This window comes from Streptomyces sp. NPDC096132 (genome assembly GCF_044763345.1).
Taxonomy (GTDB): domain Bacteria; phylum Actinomycetota; class Actinomycetes; order Streptomycetales; family Streptomycetaceae; genus Streptomyces.
In genome coordinates, this window is the sequence record NZ_JBIWGA010000007.1 from 57,016 (window position 1) to 78,335 (window position 21,320).

Annotated in this window: 18 protein-coding genes and 2 pseudogenes; 4 read left to right on the forward strand and 16 right to left on the reverse strand. The window is 71.3% G+C overall.

Translation table 11 applies throughout. The features are described from left to right. Nucleotides 1–7: 7 nt before the first annotated feature. The 3 genes from ACIRF9_RS18170 to ACIRF9_RS18180 form a co-directional block, all read right to left on the reverse strand. Nucleotides 8–2,776, reverse strand: coding sequence for an ATP-binding protein (locus ACIRF9_RS18170; RefSeq protein WP_403822617.1), 2,769 nt, complete (start codon nt 2,774–2,776; stop codon nt 8–10). Nucleotides 2,777–2,863: 87 nt separating this feature from the next. Further along, nucleotides 2,864–3,592 (reverse strand): SDR family oxidoreductase, encoded by a 729-nt coding sequence (locus tag ACIRF9_RS18175; protein WP_403822620.1) that lies wholly within the window; start codon nt 3,590–3,592, stop codon nt 2,864–2,866. Between the two features lie 100 nt (nt 3,593–3,692). Then, a complete protein-coding gene (locus tag ACIRF9_RS18180; protein WP_403822623.1) occupies nt 3,693–4,361 on the reverse strand; it encodes a nitroreductase in 669 nt (222 codons plus the stop codon). 151 nt (nt 4,362–4,512) lie between these two features. Here ACIRF9_RS18180 and ACIRF9_RS18185 point away from each other — a divergent pair, with 151 nt between their 5' ends. After that, a complete protein-coding gene (locus tag ACIRF9_RS18185; protein ID WP_403822626.1) occupies nt 4,513–5,163 on the forward strand; it encodes an FMN-dependent NADH-azoreductase in 651 nt (216 codons plus the stop codon). 65 nt (nt 5,164–5,228) lie between these two features. On the opposite strand, the gene ACIRF9_RS18190 is transcribed toward ACIRF9_RS18185, so the two are convergent. Then, a complete protein-coding gene (locus tag ACIRF9_RS18190; RefSeq protein WP_403822629.1) occupies nt 5,229–5,714 on the reverse strand; it encodes a MarR family winged helix-turn-helix transcriptional regulator in 486 nt (161 codons plus the stop codon). A gap of 216 nt (nt 5,715–5,930) precedes the next feature. On the opposite strand from ACIRF9_RS18190, the gene ACIRF9_RS18195 reads away from it, so the two are divergent. Then, entirely contained in the window at nt 5,931–6,677 is a 747-nt protein-coding gene (locus ACIRF9_RS18195; RefSeq protein WP_403822631.1) for a sigma-70 family RNA polymerase sigma factor, read from the forward strand. Nucleotides 6,678–6,716: 39 nt separating this feature from the next. On the opposite strand, the gene ACIRF9_RS18200 is transcribed toward ACIRF9_RS18195, so the two are convergent. From ACIRF9_RS18200 to ACIRF9_RS18215, 4 genes and pseudogenes are all read right to left on the reverse strand, one after another. Further along, on the reverse strand, nt 6,717–7,118 hold the full coding sequence (locus tag ACIRF9_RS18200; RefSeq protein ID WP_403822634.1) for a hypothetical protein: 402 nt from the start codon (nt 7,116–7,118) through the stop codon (nt 6,717–6,719). Between the two features lie 56 nt (nt 7,119–7,174). Then, nucleotides 7,175–7,744 (reverse strand): YceI family protein, encoded by a 570-nt coding sequence (locus tag ACIRF9_RS18205; RefSeq protein ID WP_403822637.1) that lies wholly within the window; start codon nt 7,742–7,744, stop codon nt 7,175–7,177. 153 nt (nt 7,745–7,897) lie between these two features. Beyond that, a pseudogene (locus tag ACIRF9_RS18210) lies at nt 7,898–8,533 on the reverse strand (SDR family oxidoreductase); the annotation flags it as partial. A 66-nt stretch (nt 8,534–8,599) separates the two neighbouring features. Continuing rightward, nucleotides 8,600–9,915, reverse strand: a pseudogene (locus ACIRF9_RS18215) (FAD-binding protein); the annotation flags it as partial. A 680-nt stretch (nt 9,916–10,595) separates the two neighbouring features. Between ACIRF9_RS18215 and ACIRF9_RS18220 the strand changes: the two are divergent. Further along, nucleotides 10,596–11,177, forward strand: a complete 582-nt coding sequence (locus ACIRF9_RS18220; RefSeq protein WP_403822640.1) for a hypothetical protein — start codon at nt 10,596–10,598, stop codon at nt 11,175–11,177. A gap of 117 nt (nt 11,178–11,294) precedes the next feature. Here ACIRF9_RS18220 and ACIRF9_RS18225 read toward each other — a convergent pair whose 3' ends face one another. The 8 genes from ACIRF9_RS18225 to ACIRF9_RS18260 all read right to left on the reverse strand — a co-directional run bounded on the left by ACIRF9_RS18225 (nt 11,295) and on the right by ACIRF9_RS18260 (nt 19,858). Next, entirely contained in the window at nt 11,295–11,792 is a 498-nt protein-coding gene (locus ACIRF9_RS18225; RefSeq protein WP_403822643.1) for an Ohr family peroxiredoxin, read from the reverse strand. A 322-nt stretch (nt 11,793–12,114) separates the two neighbouring features. Next, nucleotides 12,115–14,802, reverse strand: a complete 2,688-nt coding sequence (gene aceE, locus ACIRF9_RS18230; protein WP_403822645.1) for a pyruvate dehydrogenase (acetyl-transferring), homodimeric type — start codon at nt 14,800–14,802, stop codon at nt 12,115–12,117. Beyond that, complete coding sequence (locus tag ACIRF9_RS18235) at nt 14,799–15,560, reverse strand: SDR family oxidoreductase (protein ID WP_403822647.1); 762 nt, start codon at nt 15,558–15,560, stop codon at nt 14,799–14,801. The genes aceE and ACIRF9_RS18235 overlap by 4 nt, the downstream gene beginning before the upstream one ends. Before the next feature lie 224 nt (nt 15,561–15,784). Next, the gene (locus ACIRF9_RS18240; RefSeq protein WP_403822650.1) at nt 15,785–16,732 is read right to left on the reverse strand and encodes a hypothetical protein; all 948 of its coding nucleotides are present in this window, start codon (nt 16,730–16,732) and stop codon (nt 15,785–15,787) included. Next, a complete protein-coding gene (locus tag ACIRF9_RS18245) occupies nt 16,729–17,211 on the reverse strand; it encodes a hypothetical protein (RefSeq protein WP_403822653.1) in 483 nt (160 codons plus the stop codon). The genes ACIRF9_RS18240 and ACIRF9_RS18245 overlap by 4 nt, the downstream gene beginning before the upstream one ends. A 3-nt stretch (nt 17,212–17,214) precedes the next feature. Next, entirely contained in the window at nt 17,215–18,438 is a 1,224-nt protein-coding gene (locus tag ACIRF9_RS18250) for a macrolide family glycosyltransferase (protein ID WP_403822656.1), read from the reverse strand. Further along, on the reverse strand, nt 18,435–19,370 hold the full coding sequence (locus tag ACIRF9_RS18255; RefSeq protein ID WP_403822659.1) for a patatin-like phospholipase family protein: 936 nt from the start codon (nt 19,368–19,370) through the stop codon (nt 18,435–18,437). The genes ACIRF9_RS18250 and ACIRF9_RS18255 overlap by 4 nt, the downstream gene beginning before the upstream one ends. A 14-nt stretch (nt 19,371–19,384) precedes the next feature. Next, nucleotides 19,385–19,858, reverse strand: coding sequence for a carboxymuconolactone decarboxylase family protein (locus tag ACIRF9_RS18260; protein ID WP_403822662.1), 474 nt, complete (start codon nt 19,856–19,858; stop codon nt 19,385–19,387). 225 nt (nt 19,859–20,083) lie between these two features. Between ACIRF9_RS18260 and ACIRF9_RS18265 the strand changes: the two genes are divergently transcribed. Then, nucleotides 20,084–21,289, forward strand: coding sequence for an NAD(P)/FAD-dependent oxidoreductase (locus ACIRF9_RS18265; protein ID WP_403822665.1), 1,206 nt, complete (start codon nt 20,084–20,086; stop codon nt 21,287–21,289). The last annotated feature ends 31 nt before the right edge of the window (nt 21,290–21,320 follow it).

Genomic DNA, 21,320 nt, shown 5'->3' on the forward strand with positions numbered 1-21,320 from the left:
GCCCGGCCTAGGCAGAGGTCGCCTCGTCCTCGAGTCGCAGGGTGCGGATCTCCCTGCGGGAGGAGATGCCGAGCTTGGAGAACACCTTGCGGAGATGCCATTCGACGGTGTGGGGGCTGATGAACAACTGGGCGCCGATCTCCGGATTCGTGAGCCCCGCGCCGGCGAGGCGGGCGATCTGCGCTTCCTGGGACGTGAGGGCGGCCCGCGTCGTGACGGTGTGGTTGCGGACCTTCGCTCCCGTGGCCTGCAGCTCCCTGCGGGCGCGTTCGGCGAACGCCTCGGCCCCGATCCGGCTGAACATCTCGTGCGCGGAGCTCAGTTGGGCGCGGGCATCGACACGGCGGTTCTCGCGGCGCAGCCACTCGCCGTACAGCAGGTGGGCACGGGCGAGTTCCACCCGGACCCGGGTGCGGTCGAGCCGCTCGGTCGCCTCGCGGTAGAGCCGTTCCGCGGCGTCGCCCCCGCTCAGGAGGGCCCGTGAGCGCGCTTCCACGCCCAGTGCCCAGTCCGTGCCGCTGGCCTGCGTCGTCTCCGAGAGCTGCTCGAGCGCGTCGGCCGCCAGCTCGGGTGAGCCGCTGCGTACGGCCGCCTCGACCAGTTCGACCAGGCCCCATTGCGGTGAGGTGAACTCCTGCCGGTGGGCGGCGGCCTCTTGGGCCGCGGTCCGCGCGTCCGCGTACTGGCCGAGGCCGTTGCACAGCACCGCGTGGTACCAGTGTGCGACGGTGACGGCGGCCCCCTGGCCCCGCGGGACGGCCTCGCTCATGATCGCGTCGATCAGTGCGCGGGCCTCGTGCTCGCGACCACGCCAGACCGCCAGGCCGAGCGGCCCGACGCGCGCCGGGGTGCTCCCCGTCGCCGCACACACCGTTCTGACCTCCTCCACCAGCGACGCGGCCGCCGTCAGCTCCCCGGCGAAGAGGTGCGATGACGCGAGGGAGTCGAGCGCATCGGGGAGCGCGCTGAGCGCGCCCGCCTCGCGGGTGATCGTCACATGACGGGTCGCGACCAGGTGCCAGCGCTCGTCGTCCCACAGATCCGCGGCGAGGACCGATGCGAGCCAGAGCCAGCGCAGCGCCTCCTGATAGGGGATCGCCTCGTCGCAGAACGCCGCGAGGACTCGCTCCATCATCGGTGCCGAAGCCGCGTATCCGTCGGTGAGACGCGCGGCGACGGCATCCAGCAGCAGATCGGGCACGCGCGGCAGCTGCGGCCGCGGTGCGGCGCGGGCAGCCCTGCCCACCTCCCGCAGGCCCGGGCCGCGCGCCAGACGGCCGGCGAATATCGCCGCCGCGACGGCGTTCAAGTAGGTGTCACGGGCGAGTGTGACGTCGAGCCGCCCGAATCGGTCGGCCGCGGCGAGCAGCAGCGCGGGAGCCTCGGTGCCACGGTTCTGGGCGAACGCGATCTCGGCACGCAGCACATCGATGCGGGCGCGCCCGAGTTCGTCGAGGGGTCCGGCCTCCGCCGCGGCGAGAAGGGTGGCCGCCGCCTCGAACGCCCCGGCCTGGAGTTTCGCCCTTGCCGCAGCCACCGCGCGCTGCGCACGCAGGACCGGATCCTGCGTCAGAGCGGTCGCGCGCTGGAGGAACGCGGCCGCCGCCGCGATGCCGCCGCGTGCCTGCGCCCGGCCCGCGGAGCGCTCCAGCTCGGCGGCCACCGTCTCGTCGGCTCCCGCGGTCGCGGCGGCCAGATGCCAGGCACGACGATCGGGATCGACCTGGGCGTCGGTCGCGTCGGCCAGCGCCCGGTGCACCTCGAGCCGGTCGGTCGGGCTCGCCGCGCGATAGACCGCCGAGCGCACCAGGGGGTGCCGGAACCGCACCCGGGTGCCGAGAGTGATCAGCTCCGCCGCGTCGGCGTGCGACACGGCCGCGTCGACGTCGATCCCCAGCCGCTCGGCCGCTCGCCGCAACAAGGTCACGTCGCCCACGGGCTCGGCGGCTGCCGTGAACAGCAGGCGTTGCGTCTCGGCCGGGAGCGACTGGACGCGGCGGAGGAATCCCTGCTCGATCTGGCCGGACAACGGCCAGGCGTCCGGACGTCCGAAGCCGCCGGCCAGCTCCGCCGCGGTCAATCCGTGGGGCAGTTCGAGCAGGGCGAGTGGGTTGCCGCGCGACTCGGCGATGATGCGGTCGCGCACCCGTTGGTCGAGCGGGCCGGTGACGACCGAGTCGAGGAGTGTGCGGGAGTCGGGCTCGGTCAGCCCCGTGACGGGCATCGCGGGAAGGCTGCCGAGAGCCTCGTTCGCGCTCGGCTCGCGGACGGCGAAGACGAGCACGACCGATTCCGCGAGCAGTCGGCGGGCGACGAACTCCAAGGTCAGAGCCGATGCGTGATCCAGCCACTGTGCGTCGTCGACGAGGCAGACCAGGGGCCGGTCGCCTCCGGAGTCCGCGAGGAGGCTCAGCGTGGCCAGGCCCACGAGGAACCGGTCGGGCGCAGCGCCGGCGCGCAGACCGAACGCGGTGCCGAGCGCGTCGCGCTGAGGCTCGGGAAGACCGTCGAGGCCGGCCAGCAGCGGGGCGCAGAGCTGGTGCAGGCCGGCGTAGGAGAGCTCCATCTCGGACTGGACGCCGCCCACCTCGACGGTGCGGCATCCAGTGGCACGATCGCGGAGGTACTTCAGGAGCTCGGTCTTCCCGATCCCTGCCTCACCGCGCAGGACCACGATCCCACTGCGCCCGGCCCTGCCGCCCGCCAGGAGGTCGTCGAGCACCTGGCACTCGTGCTGCCTCCCGAGGAGCCCGGCTCTCGAACCGCTCCTCGCCATGGCAGCTCCCCTGTCAGGACACCTCGATCGGTATGGTAATACGTGTCCGGATCAGTGCACCCGTGGTTCCACGGGGAGCTGGATCTGTCAGGAGAGCCAGTCCGTGTAGCGGGTGGGGGCGAGTCGGGCGTCCTTGTTCGTGAGGACGTCCCCCTTGACGAGGGCGAACATGCCGGCGGTGGGGTCGGTGACGACGGTGCGGTGGTCGCCCTTGTGGGACAGGGTGATCCGGCCCAGTTCGTCCAGGGAGAAGATCTCGGGCCCGCCGATGTCGCGTGTGCCGTTCAGCGGAGCGCCCGCCGCGACCTCCGCCACGGCGGCGGCCACGTCCTTGGCGGCGATCGGCTGGATCGGCGTGGCGGGCAACCGGACGGTGTCGCCGTCGGAGGTCCAGGACAGGACGGCGTCCATGAACTCCATGAACTGCGTCGCCCGCACGATCGAGTAGGGGATCGGCCCGGCCTTGAGGAGGTCCTCCTGGAGGAGCTTGGCCTTGTAGTAGTCCAGCTCCGGCACCTGGTCCACGCCGACGATCGAGAGGATGACGAAGTGGCCGACGCCGCCCTTGCGGGCCGCGGCCAGAAGGTTGTCCATCGAGGTCCGGAAGAAGGCCGGGGAGGCTTCGTCGAAGGTCGGGGAGTTCGTCAGGTTGACGACGACGTCGGCTCCCGCCACCGCCTCGTCCACTCCCTGACCGCTGATGACGTCGAGTCCGGTGGACTTCGCGTGCGGTACCGCCTCGTGCCCGGCGGCGTTCAGGCTGCTGACGACCTGCGATCCGATCAGCCCGGTACCGCCGATAACTGCGAAGTTCATGACATGCCTCTCTTTCGTAGGTATGGGCGAAATATGGCATAGATGCCGTTATGTGGACGCGGCAACGAACCGCACCTCGGTTGGCTGCGGGTCGGCGGTGTCAGTGGCCGTCGGCGAAGGTGACCGTCTCGCCGAACGGTGCCCGGCCCGTACGGGGGTGATCCACGGTGGCGTCCTCGAATCCGATGGACATGCCACAGAAGAGGATGAGCTCGTCCGGGGGCGACAGGACCTCCGCCACGGTCCTGTGATACTTCGCCCATGCCATCTGCGTGCAGCTGTGCAGCCCTTCGGCGCGGAGCAGCAGCATGACGCTCTGCAGGTACATGCCGACGTCGGACCACTGGGCCGGGCCCATGGCGCGGTCGATGTAGCAGAACAGGGCGGCGGGCGCGCCGAAGCATTCCCAGTTTGCGGCAGCGGCCCTCTGGCGTGCCTCCAGGTCCTCGCGCGGGATGCCGAGCGCGCCGTAGCGCTGCTCGCCGAAGGCGGACCGGCGTTCGCGGTACGGGGACTTCAGATCGGGCGGGTACTGCTCGTACTCCGGCTCGTCCCAGGGGTCGCCCGTGGCCACGCGTTCGCCGGTGCGCTTCTTGAGCTCGGCCAGTGACGTGCCGGTCAGTACGTAGGCGTGCCACGGCTGGAGGTTCGATGCGGACGGCGCCCAGGCCGCGGCGGTGAGGACGCGTTCCAGCGCCTCCCGCGGGACTTGCCGGCCGGTGAATCCGCGTACCGCCCGTCGGCTCGTGACCGCCCCGTAGACGTCCAAGACCGCCTACCTCCTCCGTCTGTTCGACGTGTTCCCTCTTCGTTGCAGTCGCGATGGTATCATTCGATACTGTCTCGTGTTTAACTATCGTCGAGCGCAAGTCTTCCGCCCGTGGGCCCCCGCCCCGGACGCCGCACCTTGGAGAAAGCCCATGGCCACGCTGCTGCACATCGACTCGTCCGTGCTTCCCGGCGAGGCGTCCTCGTCCCGTTCGGTCGCGGGCGCCTTCCGCAGGGCCTGGGAGGAGCAGCACCCGCAGGGCACGGTCCTCCACCGCGACCTCGCCGCCGACCCCGTCCCGCACATCACCGCCGCCGCCTGGTCCGCCGGCTACACCGCCCCGTCCGAGCGCACCCCGGAGCAGTCCGCCGCGTTCGCCGCGCGCGTGAGGCTCATCGAGGAACTGGAGCAGGCGGACGCCGTCGTGATCGGCGCGCCCATGCACAACTTCTCGATCCCGTCGACCCTCAAGGCATGGCTGGACGCCGTGCTCCTGCCCGGCCGCACCACGGGCGAGAGCCCCTCCGCCCAGGGCACCCCGGTCGTCGTGGTCGCCAGCCGCGGCGGCTCCTACGCGCCGGGCACGCCGCGCGAGGGCTTCGAGTTCGTACAGAACTACCTGGAGGCCGTCCTCGGGCGCACCCTCGGCCTGGACCTCGACTTCATCGTCCCCGAACTCACCATGGCCACGCGCAACCCGGCCATGAACGAACTGATCCCCCTCTACGAGGCCTCCCGCGCCTGCGCCTTCGAGGCGGCGACCGCCAAGGCCAAGGCGCTCGCGGAGCGCCTCGCGGCGTGATCCGAGCCGTCCGGGTGCGCAGGACGGCGTACGCCGCGACGACGGCCACGGCTCTCAGGGCGCGCCTACTCCTCGGCGCCCGTGGGATGGGCGAACCGGGTCAGCAGATCCCTCAGCCGCTCGGGCTCGCCGGGCGCCAGTTCGGCGACCAGCCGCTCGGCCAGCGGCTCCGCCGCCACATGAGCCGCGTCGAAGAGCTCGACACCCCGGGGCGTGATCTCCACTGCCCGTACCCGCCGGTCCCCCGGAACGGACCTGCGTACGGCCAGCCCCTTGCGCTCCAGGTCGTCCACGACCCGCATGACGCCCGCCTTGTCCGACCCCGTCGCCGCCACCAGGTCCCGCTGCACCGTGGGACCACGGTCGACCAGCACGATCAGCACGGCGAAATGCCGCAACTCGATGCCGAGCGGCCGAAGCGCCTCCTCCATCACCGCGGCCGCGCGCCAGTGCGCCCGGCGCAGCAGCAGGCCGAGCGCGAAGGGCGAGGCATCTCCGGGGCGGTCGGTCACGCGCGCGGGGGTGGTGCGGGGAGGGACGTCGGCGGTCATGACGCCACGTTACAGCGCTCCACTCGTTCGAGACGGTCGCAAGTGAAACCGAACCCGCTGCTGGTCAGACGGCTCCTGAGGTTCGGCCACGGTTCCACCACGGCATGACCACGCAGCGGCCTACGGCTTTCCAAGGGCGCGGTCGACCACCCCCGGGCGCGACGTTGGTGGTGGGCGGCCAACAGGCCGCCGACCCACGGAGCAGAGGAGTCGGTCGTGGACACACAGCTGGCCGAAGCCGGGCAAGGGCGGGAAACGGCGGGCACGACGGCCGCCCCGACGGCCACTCCGACGGTCGACGACCTGGACGACGCGACGTCGGTTTTCGTCCGCGCCAGGCCCGGACTGCTCAAGATCGCCAACCGCATCGTCGGGAACACGGGCGAGGCCGAAGACGTGATCCAGGAGGCGTGGCTGCGGTGGCAGGGCACGGATCGTACGGCCGTCTCGAACCCGTCGGCGCTGCTCAGGACGACGACGGTCCGGCTGGCCATCAATGTCGTCCAGTCCGCCCGGAGACGTCGGGAATCCTGTGCCAGTCCCTGGCTCCCGGAGTCGGTGGATACCCGCGCGACGCCGGAAGCGGTGGCCGAGCGACAGGATGCCGTGGAGCGAGCGGTTTTCCTGCTGATGGAGACACTGACGCCGAGACAACGCGCCGTGTATGTCCTGCGGGAGGGTTTCGGCTACTCGTACAGCCGGATCTCCGAGCTGTTGTGCCTCAGCGCCGCCAATACGAGGCAGCAGGTCACACGAGCCCAGGAGCGTCTCGCCGGGGACCGTCGCCGACAGCCCGTGGACCCGGCCGCGCATCGGCGGCTCGTCCAGGCGTTCTTCATGGCGGCGCAGTCCGGTGACTTCGCGTGTCTGGAACGGGTCCTCACCGCGGACGCCGACGAGCGGGTGGTTGTCGCCGGTGTGGTGCACCAGAAAACTCGAGGGCTGTCTCTGCTCGGCCGGTGAACCGCCAGTGGTCTTCCGGTGTACGGGCAGTCGTTCGACCTACAGGCAGTCGTTCAGGCTGAGACGGCCGATGGCATCCCGATGGATCCGCTGGACTTCGACCCGATCGGCCTGATCGACCCCGGTCCGGGGCCAGCCCAGGGCGACCCGCTCCGGTTCACTGCCGGCACGCTGGATGGCCGCGCGCACTGCCTGAGCCGTGTCGAAGGCTTCATCCACGACGTAGTAAAGCCAAACGGTTCGGCATTTCTCGGTGTGGAATTGCAGCCCCACGAGCCACTTGTCGATATTCCGGACGCGAGAGCCGCAACGAACTCGCTCACCGCCTGCGGAACCACGCCCGTTTCCCTCGGAGAAGCGGGACCCAGAAATCGTCTCGGCACCGGAAGTGCCGACCGCGGACGCGCCCTGCACAAGGCACTTTTGCGTCTGGACCAGCATGTTGATTCATCTCCTCTGGGGGAGTTTTCCCTTCGGTATATGTGGCTGGGGAGGGCCTACGGCTGAGTCCGCGGCACCTCTACGGCCGAGATGTCGAGCAGCAGCTTCACCTTGTCGCTGATCAGGACCCCACCCGTTGCCAGGGGTGTGTTCCAGTCGAGGCCCCAGTCGGAGCGCTGCAAGGTGGCTCTGCCCTCGAAACCGACACGGTTTTGGCCGTCGGTGTCCTGGCTCGCTCCGCCGAACTCGAGGTCGATGCGGATCGGCAGTTCGACGTCCTTGATGCGGAGGTATCCCCCCACGCGGAACCGGTCGTCCCCGGCGTCGAAGACTCCGATGGAGCGGAAGCTCATGAGGGGGAAGGTCGCCGAGTCGAGGAAGTCCGGGCCGGCGACCTGCGCGTCGCGCTCGGGGACACCCGTGTCCACGCTGCCGGTCTGGACGGTGAGGTAGGCCTCCGACCGGGTGGGACGAGTCCCGTCGAGTTTGAGGATCCCCTCGAAGGCGGTGAACCTTCCGCGCACGTTGGCGATCATGGCGTGTCGGACGGAGAACCCGATCGTGCTGTGCAGGGGGTCGACGGTGTAGACGCCGGTCAGCCCCGCATGGCGAGCGGTACGGGACATGACGGTTTCCTCGCGGTTGAGCATGGCGAGTCAGTTCCTTCGTGCCGGGGATCTCGGACGGGGCGGGCGATGCGGTGCGGAGGACTCGAACGGCTCGTCCTGGCAAGCCACCACGTGGCCCCCGGCCCGTCGGCAGGGGGCCACGTCCAGGGGCTGCTGCCGCGTGAGCCGGTCGGCGAACGGGTCTCGGCGATGTGCGCGTCAGGACCGGGCAGCAGCGTGGTCTCCTCCAGCTCGGCGCCGGAGTACGGGGCGTGCGGGTCCGTGACGACCGTACGGGGGTCGTTCTTGGCGGCGAGACCCTTGCTGATCAGCTCGTCGAGCCGGCACCGGTCGGGCCCCGCGACCTCCACCACACCGCCCACCGGGGAGCCGACCGCGGCGCGGCCGACGGCCGCCGCCACGTCGCCGGGAGTAGATGGGCTGGATCTTCACCGGGGCCAGACGCAGGGTGTCGCCCTCGGTCGACATGTCCGCGATCCCCACAGGAACTCGAAGAACTGTGTGGCGTGGACGATGGAGTACGGCATCCCGGACGCCCTGATCAGCTCCTCCTGGACCTGCTTGGTGCGGAAGTACCCGCTCTCCTGGAGGCGCTCGGTGCCGACGACCGACAGCGCCACATGGTGCGTCACGCCGGCCTCGCCCTCCGCCTTCGAGGAAGGAGGGGGAGTTGGACACGTCCACCACGACCGCCGCGCCCTCCAGGACCTCGGCCAGGCCCTCGCCCGTCAGCGTGTTGCCACCCGTGTCGGGCGCGGCGACCGCCTCGTGCCCTACGTCCCTCATGACGGATTCCTCTCGGAGGTTCACTGGAAAAGACAGGACAGTGGTTCGAGTTGTGACAATGGGCCGCTATTCGGCCAGCTTTCCTTCGGTAGAGACTTCTTCCATCAGGGAGGAGATCTCGTCCGGGACGGCCGGAATGCTTTCGCGGGTGATACCGGTCGTCGGGGACCACACGAGATTCACCACCTCTTCTCGATCACCTCGAGTTCCGCCAGCCCGGCGCGCAGGCCCTCCTCGTCGCGGACGACTCCCGCGGCACTAGGTCATCGTGGTGCGGATGGCGCGCTGCAGGGCGCGGAGGTTCTCCGGGCCGTCTGCGGCGAGGAGTTCGTCGACCTCGGCGCGGGCCTCGGCCGCCGCCGACGCCGACCGCGGCTGCGCGGTCGGGGACTCCGAGTAGGCGGCGGCCGCGCGCCCGGTGATACGGCCGTGGACCAGCAGCTCGATGAGACTGTTCCCGCCGAGGCGGTTGGCGCCGTGCAGCCCGCTCGACGCCTCGCCGATGGCGTACAGGCCCCGCACATCGGTGCTGTGGTCCTCCGGACGCACCCACACCCCGCCCATCGAGTAGTGCGCGGTGGGAGCGATCTCGATGGGCTCGCGGGTGATGTCCAGCATCTGCAGGTCGAGCATCGTCTGGTACACCCGGGGCAACCGGTTCATGATCGTCTGCCGGGGGAGGTGGGAGACGTCGAGCCACACCCCGCCCTTGGGCGTCCCGCGGCCTTCCTTGATCTCCGTGTAGGAGGCCAGTGCCACGCGGTCGCGGGTGGACAGCTCCATCCGGTCCGGGTCGTAGCGGGCCATGAAGCGTTCCCCGAGGGCGTTGCGCAGGATCCCGCCCTCGCCCCGGGCGGCCTCGCTGACCAGGGTGCCGGCCGCGTTCTCCGGCTCGATGATCCCGGAGGGATGGGAACTGGACCAGTTCGGGGTCGCGCAGGCGGGCTCCGGCCTCCACGGCCAGCCGGAAGGAGTCGCCCGTGTTCTCGTCGCGCTGTGAGGAGGTGCGCCGCCAGATGCGGGTGTGGCCGCCCGCGGCCAGGACGACCGCGTCGGCGTGGATCAGGTGGCGCCGTCCGCTCGTGAGATCGAAGCCCGTAGGCACCGAAGACGGCGCCGTCGTGCACCAGCAGCCGGGTGACGCAGACACCGTCGAGCACGGGGACGTCGAGCTGCTCCGCACGCTTGACGAGGGTGCGCTGGATCTCCAGACCGGTGGAGTCGCCGGCGAAGGCGGTCCGCCGGAACTTGTGCGCGCCGAAGAACCGCTGGGAGATCCGGCCGTCCTCCTCACGGGCGAAGGCCATGCCGTAGCGCTCCAGGTCGTCGATGCCCCGGGCGGCGCCCTGGGCGACGATCTGGACGGTGCGGGGGTCGGCGAGGCTGCCCGGTCGAGGCGATCTTCCCGGAAGCGGACGTCCCGGAGCGCTGGGCGCACTTCACGGCCATCAACGCCGAGTACTTCCAGGGGGCCTCGGATCGGACGGACGAGCCGTCGCGGAGGCAGCCGACGCCGACCTGTGGTTCCCCTCCTGACCGGGTTTGCGGCAGTGTCCGGCCGAAAGGCGGGGAGGGCCGGGTCATGACGGTGGGCACGGTGACGACCGGGACCTCCCGGGTCAGGAGACGGTGCACGGGACAGCGCCCCGCCACCGCCAGCAGCTGCTTCACCTGGCAGGGCTCCAGGCCGCTGGTCAGCCGCAGGCTCTTGACGTCCGCGGTCAGCGCATGAGGACCGACCGTGATGGAGCGGGCGAGGCGCCGGCCCTCCCCCACGGACACGATGCGTGCGTTCATCACTCTTCCTTTCGGCGGTGAGGCGCGTCGGGATGCCGTGACTCGTCCCGCTACCGCTAAGACAAGGAGACACACGCACATGTGAAACCTTTTGCACACGGCATGTCACAGACGCGGTCCCCGCTCTGTCTTCCCTGTGAAGCAAGTTGTGCGAGCCCGGAGCCGACGCACACGAGCGTCCGGGGCGGGCCCATCTGCGCGCCCCGTGTCCCTCCGCCTGATCGCTTCCGTCCTCGCAGTCCGCCGTGCCCGGAGGGATACACACATGCTGAAACGAGGTGGCAGGGTGCCGCTCTGGCGCTGGCGGCGCAACCCGCTCAGACGGCGCTCCGACGTCGTCGAGGCGTGGATCGGCGTGGCAGCGGTGACGCTGCTGCTCGCGGCGCCCGCGGTGGGCGTGGTGACGGCCGACGTCGCCGAGCGCTCCGCTCTCGACCAGGCGCGGGGCCTGCACCGTACCGCCGCGCGCCTCGTCGAGGACGCCGCCCCCGCGACGCCGTCACGGCTCTCCGGTACGGCGGACGGTGACGCGCGGGCGACCGTGCGGTGGACGACCACCGACGGCTCCGTCCAGACCGGTGAGGCTCCCGTGGCAGCGGGCAGCAGAGCGGGCTCGCCCGTCACGGTGTGGCTCGACGACGAGGGCCGTTCGCGTCCTGCGCCGCCCACCCCGGCCCGGGCCAGGTCCCACGGAGCGGCCGTCGGCGTGGCCACCGGGGGAGGCCTGGGCCTGCTGGTGGTGAGCGGCTGGTGGGTCGCTCGGGTGCGGCTGGAGGTGCGCCGGGGGGCGCAGTGGGGCCGGGCCTGGGCCGAGTTCGACACCGACCGGGGTCACCGGCAGGCGTGAACGGCCGCCGCCGCGGGGCCCGCACCCGTCCCGGTCGGGCGGGCCGTCGTGTGACGAGCCGCCGTGCGTCGGCAGGGACGCACGGCGGCTCCGGACACTGCCCGGGACCGGCGCCGGCTAGGGAGCCAGCGTGATCGTCGTCGGCGTCCCCTCCCAGGCCATCCTCGCGTAGGGGCACAGCGAATCGGCGGTCTCCAGGAGTGGGGCGGCGATCTCACGGTCGACGTCCGGCCAGTTCACCACCAGGTCGACGCGCAACAAGTAGCCGCCGTCTCCCGGGTCCCGCCCGAACGCCACCGTCGCCTCCACGGAGATCGCGGCGGGATCGAGCCCGGCCTGTCGCGCCACCAGGCTCAGCGCCCCGTGGAAGCAGGCGGCGAATCCGGCCGCGAACAGCTGCTCGGGATTCGTTCCCCGGCCGTCTCCTCCCAGTTCGGCAGGCATGCGCAGGTCGAGATCCAGGACTCCGTCGTCGGAGCGTGCCCGCCCCGAGGCCCGCCCGTGACTCGCGATCCCACCGCTCACCCTCACCGTCGTGGTGTAAAGGGGGGCGAAGGACTCTCCGTCGAAGTCCTTGGTGACGGACAGCTCGGGCAACCGGATCTCCTCGGTCAACGCAGGCCTCCGTCGACATCGCGGCTGCGGTAGGAGCCCAGCGGGCGAATCATGCCGGATTTCATGTGTCACGCACCTCTGCTCGTGAGGACGTCCGGGGATTCGGACAGCTGGTTGACCGACAAGTCACCCGGGTTGTGACAGCGGCCGATCCCGGAACTCACCAGCTCCCCGATCACCTCGGTACGTGACGCGGGGCCACATCCAGAAACGGCTCCGCGGGCAGCGGGGTCGAGAGGGACGACGGACACATCCGAGGGAGAAGGGTGCACTCGCCCGCCGTGCAAAATCCGTCGCGGCTCCACACGTGTCCGAGGGGTGCTCAGCCCTGCCGGCCGTGGCGGTCGCGCGCCTTGACGACCGTCTCCGGGGCGACGGCGCCGGCCCGGGCCAACAGGTCCAGGGCGGCGACGACGATCGACTCGGCGTCCACCCGGAAATAGCGGCGCACCGCATCCCGGGTGTCCGAGAGCCCGAAGCCGTCCGTTCCCAGGGACGAGTAGTCCTGTTCCACCCACTGACCGATCTGATCGGGCACCTGCCGCATCCAGTCGCTGACCGCCAGGACGGGTGCCTCGGTGCCCGACAGCGCAGCCGTCACGTACGGAACGCGCTCCTCTCCCCGCAGCCGCGCCCGGTCGGCCTCCAGGGCGTCGCGGCGCAGCTCCGTCCAGGAGGTCACCGACCAGACGTCGGCGCGGACTTCCCACTGGGACGTCAGCAACTCCTGGGCTTCCAGCGCCCAGTGGATGGCCGTACCGGAGGCCAGCAACCGGATCCGCGGCCCCGCGTCGCCGGGCTCCGCCTGTCGGAACAGGTACAGGCCGCGCAGGATGCCCTCCTCGACCGAGGACCCGGTGGGTATGGGGGGCTGCCGTTTGGGCTCGTTGTAGACCGTCAGGTAGTAGAAGACGTCCTCGGGCTGTTTGCCGTACATCCGTCGCAGCCCTTCCCTGACGATCACCCCGATCTCGTAGGCGAAGGCCGGGTCGTAGCTCACCGCCGCCGGATTGGTCGAGGCCAGCAGATGTGAGTGCCCGTCGGCGTGCTGCAGTCCCTCGCCGGTCATGGTCGTCCGACCGGCCGTGGCTCCGATGACGAATCCGCGTCCCATCTGATCGGCGAGCGCCCAGAACTGGTCACCGGTGCGCTGGAAACCGAACATGGCGTAGAAGATGTAGAAGGGGATCATGGGTTCGCCGTGTGTGGCGTACGAGGTCGCCGCCGCCGTGAACTCGGCCAGGGAACCGGCTTCGGTGATGCCCTCGTCGATGAGCTGGCCGTTCCTGGCCTCGCGGTAGTGGAGCAGCTGGTCCGCGTCGACCGGTTCGTAGGTCTGCCCCTGCGGCGAGTAGATCCCGGCCGTCGGGAACAGGGCTTCCATGCCGAAGGTGCGTGCCTCGTCCGGGATGATCGGCACCCAGCGCTGCCCGGTCTCCTTGTCCCGCATCAGGTCCTTGACCAGCCGGACCAGGGCCATGGTGGTGGCCACCTCCTGCGTGCCGAAGCCCTTCAGGAGGGCTTCGAAGCGTGCGGACGGCGGCTGCTCGAGCGGTTTGTTCACCACCCTGCGGACGGGGACGGGCCCTGCCAGATCGGATCGCCGGTCACGCAGGTACCGCACCTCTTCGGAGTCCTCACCGGGGTGCCAGTACGGCACCAGGTCCCCGCTCAGCGCGCTGTCCGGGATGGGCAGTTCCAGCGCGTCGCGCATCTGGCGGAACTGGGCCATGGTCAGCTTCTTCATCTGATGGTTGGCGTTGCGGGACTCGAAGGCCGCTCCCAGGGTGTGGCCCTTCACCGTCTGGGCGAGGACGACGGTCGGCTTCCCCGCGTACTCGACGGCGGCCCGGTAGGCGGCGTAGACCTTGAGGGGTTCATGGCCGCCCCGGGAGTTCGCGAACAGGTCGGTGAGCTGTGCGTCGCTCAGGCCCGCCGCGAGGCGGGACAGCGCGTCGCCGGTGAAGAAGTGCTTGCGGATGTACGCGGCGTCCCGGGCGGCGTACGTCTGCATCTGGGCGTCGGGCACCTCGCCTAGGCGGTGGACGAGGGCACCGTCGGTGTCCTGTCGCAGTACGGGGTCCCAGGCCTCGCCCCAGAGGGTCTTCACCACATGCCAGCCCGCGCCACGGAACCGGGCCTCCAGCTCCTGGACGATCTTCGAGTTGGACCGTACGGGGCCGTCCAGGCGTTGCAGGTTGCAGTTGACGACGAAGGTGAGGTTGTCGAGCCCCTCACGGGCGGCGAGCGTCAGCGCCGCGGTCGACTCGGGCTCGTCCGTCTCTCCGTCGCCGAGGAAGGCCCACACCCGGGAGGCAGAGGTGTCCTTGATGCCCCGGTCGTGCAGGTAGCGGTTGAACCTGGCCTGGTAGACGGCGGCGAGCGGGCCGAGACCCATGGACACCGTCGGGAACTCCCACAGCCACGGCAGGCGCCTGGGGTGCGGGTAGGACGGCAGTCCATGACCGTCGGCCTCTCGCCGGAATCCGTCCAACTGCCGCTCGCTCAGGCGCCCTTCGAGGAACACCCGGGCGTAGATGCCGGGTGAGGCATGCCCCTGCAGGTACAGCTGGTCACCCGAGCCGTCGCGGTCCTTGCCCCGGAAGAAGTGGTGGAAGCCGATCTCGTAGAGCCAGGCCGCCGAAGCGTACGTCGAGATGTGGCCGCCGAGTCCCAGCCGGGAACCGCGGGTCACCATCGCGGCGGCGTTCCAACGGTTCAGGGCGGTGATGCGCGACTCCATGGCGACGTCACCCGGAAAGGCCGGCTGGGACGAGGCCGGGATCGTGTTGACGTAGTCCGTGGACAGCAGTCCCGGCAGGGCCACGCCGGACCTGGCCGCGTACTCGTACACGCGCCGCAGCAGGTACACGGCGCGATCGGGCCCCGCGTGCCGGATGACGGCGTCGAGCGACGCCTGCCATTCCGCGGTCTCCTCGGCGTCGGGGTCGGGTAGCTGGTCGAGCTCACTCGTCGCGAAGGGCTCCGCGGGCCGGGCGGGGTCACTCATGACAGTGTCTCCGGGACGACGGGCTGCGCGAGCCACTCGGTGAACGACTTCTGGCCCACGTGGGCGTCCGCCCCGGGCAGCAGCGTCCGTTCCTCCAACTCGGCACCGAAGTAACGGGCCTGTGGGTCGGGAACGACGACTCGCCCGTCCCGGCGGGCCGTCAGCACCTCGCCTGCGAGGTCGTCGAGGCGACGCACGTCCGGGCCGGCGGTCTCGAGGACGCCGAACCGCGGAAGGCCCACGGCGACATGGGCGACGGCGACGGCCACGTCGTCCGTCGACACGGGTTGCACGAGCACCGGCGCGACATGCACGCGGTCGTAGACGGTGTTCTTCTCCACCATGACTTCGATGGACTCGAAGAACGGCGTGGCCCGCACGATCGAGTGGGGAACGGGCGAGTTCCGTACGATCTCCTCCTGGAGCAGCTTCGCGCGGAAGTAGTCCGACCACAGCCAGTCGGCTCCCACGACGGAGAGGACCATGTGGTGCTCCACACCGGCCGCGACCGCCGCGGCCAGCAGATTGGTCGTGGCGGTGTGGAAGAACTGAAGGCCCGCCCCCTCGGTGCGTGTGGGCGCGTCGGTGACGTCCACCAGCACCTCGGCGCCCCGCAGGGCTTCGCCCAGACCGTCTCCCGTGATCACGTCGACACCGTGACGGCGTGACACGGGCACGACCTCCACCCCGTGGTCACGGAGCCTCGCAACCGTCCTGGAGCCGATCCGGCCGGTGGCCCCGGCGACAACTACCCTCATCTGGATCCCTTTTCGTCGACGGGGCGGCGCGCCCCTGGTGTCCTGGCGTCCTGGTGACGGCGAAGTCGCCGTATGCACTACGTACGACAATCCACTCACCCATGTTGTGACACCGGCGCCGTGCCGCGACGACGGTGTGCTGTGTCTCCTTGCGACCCACCTGGGCACGTCGTGATGCTCCTCGTCCACCACTGACGGTCGAGGAGCTCGCGCGGCTCCGTCGCTCAATGCCCTCCGGGCAACGGCTCGTTCGTCTGCGCGGTCGCGCCGTGAAAGGCGCGGACGAGCGCGATCACGGTGTCGGCGGTGTGGTCGAGGTAGCTGCGGCCGTCGGGCAGCAGGCCCACGGGGCTGATGTAGCTGCGGGGTCCGAGGTGTGTGGCGGGGTCGAGCCGATGCACGGTGATCTTCCCGGCGCGGCGGGCGCGGTTCCATCCGCTGCGCCGGAACAGACGCCGGCGCTGGGGGAAGATCCAGGTGCCGACCCGCTCGATCCGGTCGCTCGCACTGGTGAGTTGATGCACGTGCGCGGCGTGCGTGAGGTCGTTCGCGCCGTTGTGGAACCCACCGAGCGTGATCAGCAGGAGCGGGCAGCCCAGTCGGGTGTGGAGCGCGTCGACCGCGCCGGTGGCGACCTGGGCGCCGCCGCTGTAGCTGAGCAGCACCACGGGGATGCCGCTGCCGGGCGAGTAGCCGGCGAGCCGGAGCTGGGTGGCGATCTGGGAGCCGACGGCCCGGTTGTACAGGGGGCGGTACCGGTGGTCGGCGGCGACGAAGATCTGCATGACGTTGTGCAGGAACAGCACCAGCCCGACGTGGTGGCGCAGCCACGCCCACACCGGCCGGTCGGCGAGCGGGTCGGCCAGCGGCGAGTAGGGCTGCACCTGTCCCAGCACCCGCAGTTCCGGCGCCCCGGCGAGCACGGCCTCGACCAGCCGGCCGCCGTCCCGGGTGTCGCGGACGCGACGCTTGCCGATGCCGTCCAGGTAGACCACGTAGGCGGCGGGCGGACTGTCGGGGGCCGCGCCCCGGGCGTAGGGCACGCCCTCCGGGAGTTCGGTGACCGGGGCCCGCCAGCCCGCGCCGTACGCCATCACCTCGTAGCGGGCCAGCAGTCCTTCGGCGAGCAGCACCGGCCCCAGCAGGCAGAGCCAGAGCAGCAGGTCGTTCATACGAGTGCCTCCGGTGCACGCGTCGTACTGATCCTCACGACCAGACGGCGCACGGTCTCCACGGCGACACCGAGCCCGGCCCCGGCGAGGGCCACGCACCCGGCGGCGTCCCACCAGCCGAGCCCGCTCGCCGCCGCGAGCGGCTCGGCCAGACCGGCTCCTACCCCCACGAAGAGCAGCAGGTGGAGCAGGGGCCCGAGCAACGGGAACGCGAGGACGGCGGAGAGCACGAGCGGGGCGACCAGGCCGGGTGTCCACACCGGCTCGGTGCCCGGTGGCGAGGACACCACCACCTCGGCCAGGGTCCACGCGGTCAGCGGCCAGAGCGCGAACACCACACCCTCGACGACGCCACCGGTCAGCACCAGGCCGGCCACGACGGTCCGTGACATGCCGGGCCGGTGCGACACCAGCGGCAGGATGCGCCCGGCGGCCTCCGACAGCCCGGCGCACAGCAGCAGGACGACGACGGATGACATCGCTCAGCCTCGCCCTGACGGATCGACGGGCGCCGGCCGGCCGACCGGGCCGACCGCTCGCAGATACCGCTCGAGTTCGTCGGCGGCCCGCCGATGCCCGCCCGCCTTCCGCTGGGCGGCCCGCAGGGTGCCCGCGGCCGCCCGGAACCGGTCTTCCTGGAGCAGGCGCCGGGCGAGCGTGCGCACGGCGCCCCTGGCGACGTCCCGGGTCCGGATCGACAGTCCGGCGCCGAGCTCCACGACGCGACGGGCCACCATCGGCTGGTCGGCGCCCTGCGGGACCACCAGCATCGGAACCCCGGCGTACAGGGCCTCGTTGACGCTGTTCATCCCGCCGTGGGTGACGAACAGCGCCGCGCGGGCCAGCACCTCCGGCTGCGGCACGGAGCGGCGGACGAGCACGTTGGCCGGCAGCGGCCCCAGCGCGTCGGGATCGGTCTGCCCGGTCGAGACGATCACGGTGCCGCCCAGCGGGGCGAGCGCGGTGGCCAGGCCGCGCAGCAGGTGCGGGTCGGCGTTGAACACCGTGCCCAGCGAGGCGTACAGGACCGGGTCCTGGAGCCGGTCGGCCGGGAACGACGGGTCGGCCGGCCGGGCGCCGACGCTGGGGCCGACGAACCGGTAGGACCCGTCGAAGTCCTCGACGGCGGGCTGGAACTCCCGCGACGTGTAGACCAGATTGAGCGGCTGGCGGATGTTCCCCAGGTCGACCAGGGGCAACCCCCGCGCGTCGAAGCGGCGGTGCAGCTCCCAGCGGGACCGCACATAGCCCCGGAGGGTGCGGGGGCGGGTCCTCGCCTCGGCCAGCAGGTCCCACGAGCCGTGGGTGGGGCTGGGCACGTGCCGGTCGAACGCGAAGGTGGTGTACGACGACGCCGCCGGCACCCCGAGTTCACGGGCGGCGACCGCCCCCCACGGACAGGCGCTGTCGTGGACGATCAGGTCGGGCCGGACGCGGCGCAGATCGGTGAGCACGGCGGGCAGCATGCGTACGGCGGCGCCCGCGAGCCCCTCCAGCAGGGTGAGCGGCGTCGGCGGATCGGGCAGCGGCTGGTCGCCCCCGGGGTAGAGGCACACGGTCGCCCCGGCGGCCTCGATCTCCCCGCGGAACGCGGGCGAGGTGTGGTACGTGACGGTGTGGCCGCGCCGGACGAGATCGGCCACGACCGGGAGGGTCGGGTTGACGCGTCCGTGCATGGCGATGTTGAGGAACGCGATGGCACTCACAGGTCGACTCCCCCTGCGGAAGTAGTGGATACGTGATCCGGACCGGCGGACCCGGCCGCAGGGCCGTCGACCCGGTACAGGCCCGGCCCGCTGACGCGCAGCCCGTCGAGGAAGCGCCCCGCCGTGCGGGAGGCGGTGCTGATCAGCCGCTGCGAGTGGCCGAAGTCCCAGGGTGCGGGCCAGGTCTCGATGCCTGTCGGCAGGACGACGGTCGGGATGTGCCGGGCCACCTCCTGCAGATCACCCTCGATCTGATGGTGCAACAGCAGCAGCCCTGCCCTGGCGGCGATCGCACCGGCACGCCGGCGCGGACCGAGGGGGCCCGGCGGTGAGCTCTCCGGCCCGGTCGCGATGACCACCACGCTGGCCGCCCCGGCCTGCAGGGCTGCCCGGACCGGGACATAGGCGACCACCCCGCCGTCGACGAGCGTCCGGCCCGCACGGTCCACCGGGGGCAGCATCCCGGGAATGGCCGCGCTGGCCAGCAGCGCGGACTCGAGGTCTCCCTCGTCGAGCAGCACCGCGGCGCCGGTGCCCAGGTCCATGGCCACCGCCGTGAAGGGGACCGCCAGTTGCTCGATCCGGGGCGGCAGCCCGGCTCGGGCGATCAGCCGGCGCAGGCCACGATCGGTGAACACACTGGCCCGTGAGGACAGATGGCCGAGCGGATACACCTCACGGCGACGCAACCGCGTCCACACATGGTCCAGCCAGGGCGCGGCCCGGTCGGGGTGGGCGGCCGCGATGGCCCCGTTGAGGGCACCCACCGAGGTTCCGATGATCATGTCCGGGACGAACCCGCGCTGCTCCAGCGCGTGTCCGACGCCGACATGCGCCGCTCCGAGCACGCCACCGGCGCCCACCACCGCGGCCACGGGACGGGGAAGGGCGCGCAGGCCGGCCGGCACCGGGTCCCCGGGCGATCCGAACACAGTGTGTGACACTGTCAGCCGAACTGGCCGGGCCGGTAGTCGCCGGCGGGCTGCTGGTTGATGACGTTGACGCGGTTGTAGGCGTTGATGACGGCGATGAGGGAGAGCAGCGCGACGAGCTGTTCCTCGTCGAAGTGCTTCGCGGCGTTCGCCCAGGCCTCGTCGGTGACACCGCCGGCCGCGTCGGCGATGCGGGTGCCCTGTTCCGCCAGTTCCAGCGCGGCGCGCTCGGCCTCGGTGAACACCTTGGCCTCGCGCCAGGCCGCGACCAGGTGGAGGCGCTGGGCGGTCTCCCCGGCGGCGGTGGCGTCCTTGGTGTGCATGTCGGTGCAGAAACCGCAGCCGTTGATCTGGCTGGCCCTGATCTTCACCAGTTCCTGGGTCGCGGAAGGCAGGGCCGAGTCCGCGACCAGCTTGCCGGCCGAGTTGATGTGCCTCAGCACCTTGCCCGCGAGGGGGTGGCCGAAGTAGTCGAGACGCGGCTCCATGATGATCTCCTTGTCGAGGGGGCGCCTACGCACTACTGACCGGGGAGGCCAGGGATGTGTGACAGGAAGCGTCGGATGACCCCGTGTGACAAGGTGTTGATCTCAACGGTATGTTCGTTGTGGGCGCCTCACTGCAGAGTGTCAATTCCGTGCTGCAGCACTCACCGGCGCCGGACCAGCCCCGCGTGTGATCGCCGGCGGCCCTTTTCGACAACGGAGTAGTTCATGAAGGATGTCCTGATCATCGGTGGCGGCTTCGCCGGCGTGTGGAGCGCGGCGGGAGCCGTGCGGGCCGCCCGTCAGGCGGGCGACGCCGGTGACGACCTGCGGGTGACGCTGGTCAGCGGCGGCGACGACCTGGTCATCCGCCCCCGCCTGTACGAGGACGCCCCCGACGGCATGCGGGTCGCCCTCGACCGTGTCCTCGGCCCGATCGGCGTCCGCCGGGTCACGGCGACCGTCACGGGGATCGACACCGAGGCGCGCACCGTACGCGCCGTGGGGCGCACGGGTGAGGAACTGGACCTGTCCTACGACAAGTTGGTGCTGGCCACGGGAAGCCAGCTGGTGCGGCCGGAGTTCCCCGGCTCCCAGGACGTCTTCGACGTCGACACCCTTCCGGCGGCGGCCGCCCTCGACCACCACCTCCGGCGGCTGCCCGACCGGGCGCCGTCCATGGGCCGCTACACCGCCGTCGTGGTCGGCGCCGGCTTCACCGGCGTGGAACTCGCCACCGCGCTGGGCGAACGGCTCCGGGCGATCGCCGCCCGCCAGGGCGCGGCCGAGGACGTCCGGGTCGTCCTCGTCGACCTCGCCGACGTCGTGGGCCCGGAACTCGGCCCCGGCCCGCGCCCGACCATCGACGGTGCGATCGACGAACTGAAGATCGAGCGCCGCCTGGGACGCACCGTGGCGGCGGTGACCCGCCAGGACGTCACCCTGTCGGACGGCGAAGTGATCCCCGCGGCAACGGTCGTGTGGACGGCCGGTATGGCGGCGAGCCCCCTCACCGCCCAGATCCCCGGCGAGCGCGACCGCCTGGGACGGCTGAGCGTCGACGCCCACCTGCGGGTGATCGGGGTGCCCGACGTCTACGCGGCCGGCGACACCGCGCTCGCCCCCGCCGAGGACGGGCGCACCACGACGCAGTCCTGCCAGCACGCCCTGCCCATGGGCAAGTTCGCCGGTCACAACGTCGCCGCCGACCTCCTGGGCGACGCCCTGCTGCCCTTCACCCCCGACCCCTACGTCACCTGCCTTGACCTCGGTCCCGCGGGAGCCGTCTACACGGAGGGCTGGGACCGCAGGGTCGCGCTGACCGGCGAGGAGGCCAAGACCCTCAAGCAGAACATCAACGCGATCTGGATCTACCCGCCGACCGACGACGCGGAGCAGCTCCTCGCCCAGGCGGGCCGCTTCTCCAACGGCTGACGGCCGAGCCGACGAAGCCTCCGGGACGGCA